This window comes from uncultured Pseudacidovorax sp. (assembly GCF_913773995.1).
Taxonomy (GTDB): Bacteria; Pseudomonadota; Gammaproteobacteria; order Burkholderiales; family Burkholderiaceae_C; genus Xenophilus.
On sequence record NZ_CAJYES010000191.1, the window covers coordinates 1 to 7,293 of the forward strand.

Consider the following 7,293-nt stretch of genomic DNA (forward strand, 5'->3'; position numbering starts at 1 on the left):
CGGGCGTGTTGCGGGGGGCGAGCACGCCGAACCAGGCCACGCTTTCGAAGCCCGGCACGGCCTCGGCGATGGGCGGCAGCTCGGGCACGGCGTCGCTGCGCTGCGCGGTGCCGACGGCCAGGTAGCGCACCCGGCCCGAGGCCAGCAGCGTGGCGCCATCCAGCCCGGTGACGAAGGCGGCCTGGATCTGGCCACCGACGAAGGCGGTGGTCATGGGCGCGCCGCCGTTGTAGGGCACATGCTGCATGCGCGTGCCGGCCAACTCGTTGAAGTAGGCCCCGGTGAGGTGCGACAGCGAGCCATTGCCCACCGAGCCGAAGTTCAGCGCCGAGCCTTCCCTGCGCGCATAGGCGATGAATTCCTGCAGCGTGTGCGCGGGGCTGTCGCTGGGCACTGCCAGGATCATGGGTGTGATCGCCACGGTGGAGATGGGCCGCAGGTCCTTGAGCTCGTCGTAGGGCACCTTGCGCATGAGCGAGACGATGGCGTTCGGCCCGCTGTTGCCGAAGACCAGCGTGTAGCCGTCCGGTGCGGCCTTGGCGACGCTGTCCACGCCGATGGTGCCGCCGGCGCCCGCCTTGTTGTCCACGATCACCGGCTGGCCCAGGAACTCGCTCAGGGGCTGCTGGATGGCCCGTGCCAATTGGTCGGTGCTGCCGCCGGCCGCATAGGGCACGACGATGCGGATGGGCTTGCTGGGATAGGACTGCGCGAAAGCGCCCCCGGTGGCGAGCAGGCCTGCGGCGAGCAAGGCCCGGCGCCGGGTGAGAGTGATGAGGGTCATGGGTGTCTCCGGGTTGTGGGTGGCATCAGGGGGCGGGCGCCGAATCGGACAGCCGGTCGCTCCAGTAGCGGCGGGCGCGCTGCATGTGGCGCAGGATCAGGGACTGGGCTTCGGCCGCATTGCGGTCGCGCAGATGGGCCACCATCTGGCGGTGCTCTTCTTCCGAAGCCCGGCCCTGGGCCTCGTCCTCGAACAGAAACTCGCGCCGCAGGGCGGTGAAGCGGTAGAAGGCATTGAGCACGCGCACCAGTACCGAGTTGTGCGTCGCCTCCACCAGGGCCAGATGGAAATCGCTGTCAGCCTCCGCGATGTTGCCGCCGTGGGCCAGCAGGTCGCGGGTGCGTGCCAGGATGCCGTCGAGCCGCTGCAGGTCGTCGTCCGTGCGCCGTGCGCAGGCCAGGCCGGCGGCCAGCAATTCGAGATGGGCGCGGACTTCCATGGTCTCGTCCACCTCGACGGCCGTCGGGGTGGCGCCCATGTCGGCCAGCATCACCAGGGCCTCGAAGCTGCTGTCGCGGCCCATGTGGCGCAGGTACACCCCCGAGTTGGGTCGGCACTCGACGACGCGCAGGGTGCTGAGGATGGCCAGCGCCTCGCGCACGGCGTTGCGGCCCACGGTCAGGCTCTCGGCCAGGTCGCGCTCCGAGGGCAGGCGGTCGCCCGGCTGCAGGCGGCGTTCGCGCAGGTAGGCCAGCAGGCCTGCGATCACCGTGCCGATCTGGCCACCGCCGTCGCGGGGGCGGGCGGGCGCCGGGAGGCTGCGTCCGCGCGGGGCGCTCTGGTCGGGGCAGGTAGGGGGCAAGGCGGGCGCCTCAGGGCTGGTAGCCGAAGTCCTTGCCCACCTCGGCACGCATGTGCTCGGCGCCCAGTTCCTTCCAGTCGCCGCCGGCCGGAATGGTGATGGACACCGCCCGCTTCATGAAGAGCCCGGGCTGCGCCGCCGACACCGGCGGCGTGCCCGCCTGCAACTGGCGCACAGCCTCCAGCAGCACGCGCCGGGTGCGGGCGATGCCGGCATCGCTGGTGCCCAGGTGTTCCTGGCTGCGGTCATAGATGGGCTGCACGCCCGATTGGCAGGCCGCGTCCTGGATCCACAGACCGGGCATGCCCGAGTTGTACTTGCTGACCTGCTGCGCGTAGTCGAAGTGGTAGGCGTTGCCGCGGTTGAAGCGGCTCCAGTAGGTGTGATAGGGCTCGGTCACCGGCCGCTGTTCGTAGGCGCCGTCGGAGTGGTGGCCGGTCTCGCGGCCTGCATGGCCGTTCTTGAAGACCTGGCGCGTCTTCTCGTAGAAGGGCTGGGCCGGGGTGTACGAGAACATCACGCACAGCGTGTGCTCGTCGTCGATCGGCACCCAGGCATGGCCGCTCAGGTCGGGGAACTGCGCCTGGGGCGGCACCAGCGTCCAGAAGGGCAGCATGAACTGGTTGACCCGCACATAGTTCTGGCCGTCCGGCGTCTTGCGGCGCGCGCCGATGCTCACGCCCGCGTCATGCTGCACGCATTCGAAGGTGGGCGTGAGGTCGGCCCCCTGCTTCCACTGGTTGATCGTGCCGCCCACATCCACGCGGCCGTGCAGGATGGCGGCGTGGGCGGAATCGATCTCGCCTTCGAGGGCCTGCAGCCAGTTGCATTCCTGGATGCGCATGGAGATGGCCACCTGGGTCTCTGGCACCAGATTCCATTCCACGGCGGGAAGCTCGGGCGGGTTCTCCTGCTCGGGCCCCATGTAGGCCCACAGCATGCCGTTGCGCTCGCGCACCGCATAGGCGGTCACGCGCATGCGCTTGCACATGGGGCTGCCGGCCGGCTCGACCGGAATGTCCAGGCAACGGCCGTCCACGCCGAACTTCCAGCCGTGATAGACGCAGCGCAGACCGTCGGCCTCGTTGCGACCGAACACCAGCGGCGCACCGCGGTGCGGACAGGCCTGCGCCACCAGGCCCACGCGGCCGCTGCTGTCGCGGAAGGCGACGAGATCCTCGCCCAGCAGTCGAACCCGGTAGGGCTGACCGTCGGGCGTCACGTCCGAGGCCTTGAGGAAGGGGATCCAGTACAGCCGCATGAATTGCCCCATGGGCGTCTGGGGGCCGACACGGACGAGGGTTTCGTTGTCTTCTCGGGAAAGCATGGGTTCGTGATCGCCGGACGTTACCGGTGCCGATTGGTTGGGCCAAATTGGTAGAACCAATTCTTGTGGAAGTCGGCGGGCGCGTCAAGCAGGGCGACGGCTGGCGCCGCACGCCGGGCCACCCATCAGGCACGCTGCCGCTTCAGTCGCGGGTGTCGCTGGGCGCCCGGGCGCGCGCATGCAGGGCAATGCGGTAGGCCTGCGTCATGCCGGGCCCGAGCGTCGCGCCCGGTCCGGGATAGTGGCCCTGGAATACCGAGCCCGCGTCGTTGCCGCAGGCGTAGAGCCCGCCGATGGCGTTGCCTTGCGCATCCAGCACGCGGCCGTCCACGTCGGTCGCCAGGCCGGCGCTCGATGCGGCATCGCCGGGCCACACTTTCATCGCGGCGTAGGGCCCCGGCCCGACGGGGCCGACGCAGGGATTGGGTGCATGCACCGGATCGCCGTTGAAGCGGTCGAACACCGAGGCGCCCTTATGGAAATCCGGGTCCTCGCCCTGCCGGGTGTGGTGGTCGTGGCGCTGCACGGTATCGGCCAGCGCGCGGGCCGGCAGGCCCAAGGCCTGGGCCAGCGTCTGCAGCGTGGGGGCCACCACGAGCATGCGGCGTTCGAGCCAGGGGCGCAGGTCGCGCGTGCCGGGCGGGATGGCGCCCAGTCCGTAACGGCGGATGAAGGCGGTGCTGCAGACCAGATGGGCCGGAACCGCGCCAGCGCGGGCCATGCCCTCGACGAAGTGGTGGTACGAGGCCGCCTCGTCGACGAAGCGTCGGCCTTGGCCGTCCACCGCAATGAGGCCGGGCTTGGCACGGTCCAGGAACAGGTGGGGAAAGAGCCCGGTGGAGCCGTCCTTGCGATGGACCAGCGATACCGGTTGCCACAGGAAGGGTCTGGCCAGGCCCGTCATGGCGGCGCCGATTGCGCGTCCCGTGCACAGGCCTTCCCCGCGCACCGCTTCGGCCGCCAGGGCCAGCATGGTCGGCCCGTGGGGCGCCATGGAATGCCGCAGCGCCGCGTCGTGGCCCACGCCGCCCGTGGCCAGCACCACGCCCAGGCGGGTGCGCAGCAAGCAGGACCGACCCTGGGTTTCCAGCCGGGCGCCCACGACGCGGCCGTCTTCCGCTTCGAGTGCGCGCAGCCGCCAGCCGAAGCGCAGGTCGACGTCGGCCGATCTCAGGCCGTGGAGCAGGCGGCCGACCAGCGCATTGCCCATCACCCAGCGCGTGCCGCGGGGATGGCTCAGCCGGTCTCCGGCATGGCGCAGCAGCAGCCGCGCGCTGTGGCCGAAGGCCTGCCATGAGCGATAACGGCCGACCAGTGCGGCGATGTCGGCCTTGCCGACCATCATGCCGCCCAGCACCATGAATTCGGCCAGGGGCGGGCGCACGCGTGCGAAGTCGGCGCCCAGCAGGCGCCCGTCGAAGGGCAGGGGAGACACCGCGCGGCCACTGACGGCGGCGCCGGGCAGGTGCGGCAGGTAGTCGGGGTGCATGCCGGCACTGGCGAACTTCACGGCCGTGCGCGCTTCGAGGTAGCGCAGCATGTCCGGCCCGCCGCGAAGAAAGCACTCCCGCCGACCGTCCCGGTCCGGCTCGCCGATCAATGCATCGAGGTAGGTGCGTGCGGCTTCCACCGTGTCCCCATGGCCCGCAGCGACGCCGTGCGGATTGCCCGGAATCCACAGCGTGCCGGCCGACGTGGCGCTGGTGCCGCCCACCTGCTGCGTGGCTTCGCACAGCACCACGCGCAAGCCCTCGTGCGCCGCGACGAGCGCCGCCGTCATGCCGGCCGCGCCGGCGCCGATCACCAGCAGGTCGGCTTCCGCCGAGGGGTTATCCAGGGTCATTTACCGATTGCCTCGTCGAACCGTTGTGCAAGAATGGTAGAACCATACACATTTTCAAGGACGACAGTGTTCGATCAAGCAAGAATCAATGCCTTGCCCGAGCAGCCGGTGCCCGCATCGCGCACGCCGCAGGCGCTGGCGGGCATCCGGGTGGTGGACTTCACGCACTTCGTGGCGGGGCCGCTGGCCACCATGACGCTGGCCGACTTCGGTGCCGACGTCATCAAGATCGAGGCACCGGTCAAGGGGGAGGACTTCCGCTACTACCCGCCCATGGACCCGGAGCTGCCCGCCCAGGGTGCGCCGTACATCTGGACCAACCGCAACAAGCGCAGCATCGGCGTGGACCTCAAGTCCGAGGCCGGCCGCGAGGTGGTCCGGGCCCTGATCGAGACCGCCGACGTGGTGGTTGAGAACTTCTCCACCGGCGTGATGGCGCGCTTCGGCTTCGACTACGAGCGCTGCGCGAAGCTCAATCCGAAGCTCATCTACTGCTCGGTGTCGGCCTACGGCCGCACGGGACCGCACGCGGACCGGCTGGGCTTCGATCCCATCGCCCAGGCGGAAAGCGGCTTCATCTCGATGAACGGCTATGCCGACCGCCAGGGCGTGCGCAGTGGCGCCGCCGTGATGGACGTGGCCACCGCCATGTCCGCCACCAATGCGATCCTGCTGGCGCTGATGGCGCGCACCCGCGACGGCCAGGGGCAGTTCGTGGAAGTGGCGCTGTTCGACACGGCGGTGCTGATGACCGGCTTCGGCGCCATGCAGCATCTGACCACCGGCTACGAGCCGCAGCGCAACGGCAACACCAGCCCCGACACCTGCCCTTCGGGCGTCTTCGAGTGCGAGGACATGCCCTTCTACATCAACTGCGGCAACGACGGCATCTTCGTGCGGCTGTTCGAGCAGGTGCTGGAGCGGCCGGACATTGCGCACGACCCCATTCTTTCCAAGCGTGCCAACCGCCTGCAGCAGCGCGACTACCTGTTCGAGATCATGCAGGCAGAGTTCGGCAAGCATCCTTGGCGCCACTGGCAGCCGCGACTGCGTGCCGCGGGCGTTCCCTCGGGCGAGGTGCGCACGCTGGCGCAGGCACTGGCTTCGGAGGAGGCACGTGACCGCCAGCTGGTCACGCGCATCCCGCATCCGGTCAAGGGCTGGGTGCCGAACGTGGCGACGCCGCTGCGGCTGTCGCGCACACCCGCCGTGGTGGAGCGTGCGGCCCCGGCCGTGGGTGCCGATACGGAGGCCGTGCTCGCGGACACGCTGGGCATGGACGAAGAGCGCATCGAGGCGCTGCGCGCGGCCGGTGCCTTCGGCGCGTCGGTCCTGGAGACCCAGCCATGACCGCCCCTCGTCGCGCCCAGGTGCGGAGGGCAGACCGGTGAGCCGCGCCGTCGCCATCGTCGGCGCCAGCGCCATTCCGGTCGGTCGCCACCAGACCGCGGACGACGCGGCCCTGCAGACGCTCGAGCACGAGATCATGACTCGCCTGGTGGTCGAGGCCGTGCGCGACGCTGGCGTCGACAAGCAGGACATCCAGAGCCTGGTCTTCACCCTGCCACGGCCCTACACACGCCAGAAGTACTTCCACACCTTCCTGATGGGCCAGTTGCGGCTGGCCTGCCGCGGCAACGTGATGGAGGTGATGGGCAACGGCATGACCGCGGCGCTGGCCTTCGACCAGGCCTGCAACGACATCCTGTTGGGCCGGGCCAATGTGGCGCTGGCGCTGGGCATCAACATGGAAAGCGCGGTGTCCGCCACCGAGCACATGATGAGCAGCATGCGCACCACCGGCGACGTGGACTTCCACACCTCCGCCGGCTTCACGCCCATCGCCTGGTACGCCATGGACGCGATGCGCTACATGCACGAGCATGGCGCCACGCGCGAGCAGATCGCGGCGGTGGCGGTGAAGAACCGGCACCATGCCTCGCTCAACCCGCTGGCCCAGTTCCGCAAGCCGATCACGCTGGATGAGGTGGTCGCGCAGCGGCCCATCGTCGAGCCGCTGGGGTTGTACGAGGTGCCACCGCGCGGCGATGGCGCGGCCTGCCTGGTGCTGGCCAGCGAAGACGTGGCCAGGTCGCTCGGCCGGCCCTACGTGCTCGTGCGTGGCCGCGGCTTCTGCCACGACGGCTCGCACCAGATCAGCGACGTGCCCAACGACATGATCGGCTTCACGGCGGCGCGCCAGGCCGCGCAGGATGCGTACCTGCAGGCGGGCATCGGCCCGGAGCAGCTCGACCTGGCCGAGCTCTACGCCCCCTGCACCATCGTCGAGGTGCTGGTGAGCGAGGCCATCGGCCTGCTGCCGCGCGGGCAGGGCGCGCGGGCTGCGGCCGAAGGCCAGACGCGGCTGGGTGGGCGCATTCCCATCTCGACCTCCGGCGGCCTCACTTCCCGCGGGCATCCGGCCTACGTGACCTCGCTCTACAACTATGTCGAACTGGCCGAGCAGCTGCGTGGCCGGGCCGGCGAACGGCAGGTGAAGAACGCCCGCTTCGGCCTGGCCACCGGCGAACTGGGCA

The 7,293-nt window shown here is 70.1% G+C and carries 6 protein-coding genes; 2 read left to right on the top strand and 4 right to left on the bottom strand.

What is annotated here, in order from left to right; all coding sequences use genetic code 11:
* The 4 genes from QZ772_RS18420 to QZ772_RS18435 form a co-directional block, all read right to left on the bottom strand.
* A partial coding sequence (locus QZ772_RS18420; protein WP_295529264.1) for a tripartite tricarboxylate transporter substrate-binding protein occupies positions 1-784 on the bottom strand: 784 nt, incomplete at its 3' end.
* A gap of 25 nt (positions 785-809) precedes the next feature.
* The gene (locus tag QZ772_RS18425; protein ID WP_295529266.1) at positions 810-1,586 is read right to left on the bottom strand and encodes a FadR/GntR family transcriptional regulator; all 777 of its coding nucleotides are present in this window, start codon (positions 1,584-1,586) and stop codon (positions 810-812) included.
* A gap of 10 nt (positions 1,587-1,596) precedes the next feature.
* Positions 1,597-2,913 carry a Rieske 2Fe-2S domain-containing protein gene (locus QZ772_RS18430; RefSeq protein ID WP_295529268.1) on the bottom strand — a complete coding sequence of 439 codons (1,317 nt, stop codon included), beginning with the start codon at positions 2,911-2,913 and terminating at the stop codon, positions 1,597-1,599.
* Between the two features lie 142 nt (positions 2,914-3,055).
* Positions 3,056-4,756 carry an FAD-dependent oxidoreductase gene (locus tag QZ772_RS18435; RefSeq protein ID WP_295529270.1) on the bottom strand — a complete coding sequence of 567 codons (1,701 nt, stop codon included), beginning with the start codon at positions 4,754-4,756 and terminating at the stop codon, positions 3,056-3,058.
* 93 nt (positions 4,757-4,849) lie between these two features.
* Between QZ772_RS18435 and QZ772_RS18440 the strand changes: the two genes are divergently transcribed.
* Together QZ772_RS18440 and QZ772_RS18445 are read left to right on the top strand one after the other, a co-directional pair.
* Positions 4,850-6,106 carry a CoA transferase gene (locus QZ772_RS18440; protein WP_295529272.1) on the top strand — a complete coding sequence of 419 codons (1,257 nt, stop codon included), beginning with the start codon at positions 4,850-4,852 and terminating at the stop codon, positions 6,104-6,106.
* Between the two features lie 37 nt (positions 6,107-6,143).
* Positions 6,144-7,293: thiolase family protein (locus QZ772_RS18445; protein ID WP_295529274.1), on the top strand; the 1,150-nt coding region annotated here is incomplete at its 3' end.

Bases quoted from the DNA above. Each gene is read 5' to 3' on its own strand.
- QZ772_RS18435 (WP_295529270.1), bottom strand. From the start codon at position 4,756: ATGACCCTGGATAACCCCTCGGCGGAAGCCGACCTGCTGGTGATCGGC.
- QZ772_RS18430 (WP_295529268.1), bottom strand. From the start codon at position 2,913: ATGCTTTCCCGAGAAGACAACGAAACCCTCGTCCGTGTCGGCCCCCAG.